The sequence below is a fragment of the Cloacibacterium normanense genome (assembly GCF_002943105.1).
GTDB lineage: Bacteria > Bacteroidota > Bacteroidia > Flavobacteriales > Weeksellaceae > Cloacibacterium.
The window spans coordinates 1-3,781 of the sequence record NZ_PTPZ01000017.1 but is presented as its reverse complement, the minus strand read 5'-3'; the positions used below and the strand labels follow the sequence as shown (position 1 = coordinate 3,781).

At 32.1% G+C, this 3,781-nt stretch carries 1 protein-coding gene; it reads right to left on the bottom strand.

Annotated features, from left to right (window positions below; all coding sequences use genetic code 11):
- Positions 1 to 3,781 (bottom strand): hypothetical protein (locus C3729_RS13270; RefSeq protein WP_165785790.1); only part of this gene is annotated, 3,781 nt, incomplete at both ends.

The following is a 3,781-nucleotide window of genomic DNA, read 5'->3' as shown; positions in this document are numbered from 1 at the left end:
CATATTGTTCAGGAATAAACCAACCTGATGATGCACCTTCTAAGAATGAAAAAGGATTACTCGCTAAGATTCTTATAGAATCATACCTTTCATTTTTCCTTTGCCAATGTCCAAACTTTAATTTTGTTAAATCAACATCTGCAATACTAGTATTAGGAGATAAAGATTTAAACGGATGATAATCTATCCAACCATTTTCTGTATAAGCTTTAATCTCAATATCTTCAATGATATATTTATGCTTTACTTGTCTTATAGTATGACCTCCTTTTACTGTTTTTTCTGGCGGAATTAGTTCTATGAAATCTGTAGCAATTCCGGTATGACCACCTATTTTAGCATCTAAATTTTTACTTGGAAATAGCGCTTTTTCTGATTTGAAATCAATATAAGTGTCTAAAGGAATTACTTTAATTTCATCAAGCTTATTATCAAAATAATCGCTAACCTGCTCTTCCTCAGTTTTTAAATTTGAACTTACTACTGGTATATAATCAATCTCAAAAACTTCTTGAGTAATCATATGAACACCCCTAACAGCTTCTCGGTGTGTAGAAGGCTTATAGTAATCAGGATCATCTGAAGGGTTTGGATCAATATATGTAATTGCTGGGATTGGCTTTCTATCTACTTCATTAGATTTCTCCCACTTCAATGTAAGTTTAACATTAATTTTAATTGTAAAAAAGAATTTTATTCTAAAAGTGAATTTTAATTGAGCAAATATTTTAAATGGTTTTATCAATTCTACGGATAAATATGTAGATAATACAGCTGTAATTCTTATTACTCTAAAATTTACATCAATACCACCTTCGAGATAAAGATATCCACCAACTTGTGGTTTTTCTAAACTAATTTTACCTCCAACTTCTACTATTGCCCATGCTTTTGCATATTTTCCTAGGTTAAGTTTAAATTCAGCCCTAGCTCCTGCTTCTATTCCTTTGCCAGAAATCATCAAGAATGCTTGTGAACGTAAATTCAAGAAATCTTTAAATAGAAGGGCCGAAACAGGTTTTTCACGAGTTCCAAAATTAATATACCAAGGTCTTTGGTTTTTAAAGAAGAAACCTGCTTGCATATCAGCATGCAATTCAATAAACCAACCATTTTTATTGAGTTTATAATCTGCACCAGCTCCAAACTCTAATGAATTATCTCCAAAAATAACGAAAGCATAGAAATTAGCTTCACTCTCATCAGTTTCTGCAAGCCCTAATCTTTTACTTAAAATATTAAGTCCAGCATCTACAGCAAACATACTCGGCAAAGATAACAGTACCATTGCTCTTAATGATGCCAATTTAGGAGCAGCTGTTGCCTCAAATGTTGCGCCAATACCTAAAGAGAATGGTAAATTATAGTCCTTTGTTCTTTCAGGACCACTAAATTTATCTACATTAATACCTCTTTGCGGAGCTAGATAATAATCATACCAAGTATCTTTAGAAGACATACCAATAGCTTCTTTCTCCGCTACATATCTATAACCAATGAGACCACTGAATGCAGTAAGAGAAATTGGACCTAAAGGAATTGGTTTATTAAGACCAATTTTTGCAGAAACCATATATGCAGGATACTTAGGAGCATATCTCATTGAAACCTCTCCATTAATTCCCAATTTTTTAATTTTAAGTCCTACTTTACCAGCATACTCAGGTGATACACCGGGATCAGGAATTGTAAGTGAGCCTTTAATTAATACTTCTGCCTCTTCTTCTGTAGCACCACCTGGAATGGTGATTTCTACTTCTAATGTAGAAATATGGAAGAATGAATGTGATTCTAATCCTAAATCGTTATCAACAGTATAATAGTATTTTACTCCATCTCCTTTTACATCTAAACCTCCAGGATTTACATTAATACCTCCATCAAAACCTATAAAATTATAGGTTCTCATCTTACCGTTATGCTCTAATTGTACTGTACCTAAATGCAACGATGTTACGTTCATTTTGGCAGGACCAAGGTTCATTTCAAAGTTTACAGGAATTTTTGAAACACCACCTACTATTTCGAATCTACCATTAGAATATATTCTAATAGCGGGTAAGTCTATAGATTTACCTTTAAATAATTTATGTGCTAATGTCCCTTCAGGAAAATCAATGATGGTATCTGCGCCAATGAAAAAATCATTATCAAGTCTACCAAGTTCCGCAGTTTGCAGGTATAAATAGATAGAATTAAATAAATTTAATCTTTGTGGTTTTGCCAAGAAATTAGCAGAAAGCCTAAATTCATCTTTACTATGATACTCTCCATCTAGCGTTATTACTGCTGGTAAGCCTTCTTCATCAGTAAATTTTTTGATTTTTAAAGCTGCATGTAGATTAGAATTAACCACTGTTCCTTGATGGAATGTTATATCAAATTTATTAAATCCTAAATCCCATTGTTTACTTTCATTAGCACCAAGTTTAAACCACATGTAATTTCCTGCATCAAACTCTAATGAATTCAAAAATTTGTAATAATCACTTTCTGAATAAAAAACTTGAGTGATATTATCTGATAAGTAGGTGAGCGTTATTGGAAATTGAAATTTTAATTGTGACGGACTTGTAAGTGTTTTAGCGTACGTTATAAGTTCATCATAACTTTTAATTTGTAATAGAGTATTTTCTTTGACATCTTTTATTACATATAATTTAGTATAGTCTAATGTAAATACATTCTGAAAATAACCTACGATTTTATATGAAGAGTCTGTTTTGTATGTAGCTTTAAGACCTACAGTTCCAGAAACACCACCAGTTCCTACTAGGAGATGATCTGTGAAAATACCTAACGTTTGATTATCTTGTAATACGGTATCATCTTGCTTTTTAAACCATTTTGGAGGCAAAAAGACATCGGTTCTTTCCATATAAACGCCCATAAAATCTTTTGGACGACCATCTAAATCTGCTTCTAATATATTTTCTTTTTTGCTTAAATCTATTTTTAGGTTATGAATATCTATTACAAGACCTGTATTACCAATCATAGCAGGAGTGGTAGTATTAAGTCTTAAATCCATATTATACCCAAAACCTTTAGTAGTATCTGCATAGAAAAGTGCTTCACCAAAAGTGAGCATTACTTTTGGGTTGCCATTATTATCGGCGTTGATAACATTTCTGTCTTGGTCTACGGGCTGTAAAATACTTCTTGGAAATTCTATGCCTGCAGATAAAAGTAATGTAGCTCTAAATTTAGGAACTATTACTTCTTTTATAAACTCATCTATATCTTGTGGAATAAATGCACGAAAATAATCCTTAACTTTTTGTAAAGTTTCTTTAGGGTCTGATGTAAGAATATAAGCACCAAAAGCTACCAATGTAGCATATTTACCCGTTTTGGAAAAAATGTCTTTTACTACATCTGTAATAGTGGTATCTTCTGTAGGTATTTGCAAATTCCAAGTAGAGTTTATTGCATTAAGATCTTGTACAAATTTATGTAATGGCGATAAGTCTTGATCTGTAGTTTCTACAAAAGTATTTACAAAATGTGCGATAGCTTGTTCTTCTGTAACATTAAGAACACGCATAGCTACCTCAAAAATCTCTTGAGGCGAAAAAGAAAAATTACCCAAACTAAACTCACGCAGATATGCCAAAACCTTCCATTGATATTCTATAGTGATAGGAAAAATAGAAATATCATTAACCCCATCTTTCAAGTCAGGATTTAACACCAAATAAATATCAGTACCCGGAATTTCTAATTGAATTCTCTGTGGTGAAACTATAGATAATCCGTAGAATGCAGAATCTCCCTTTGC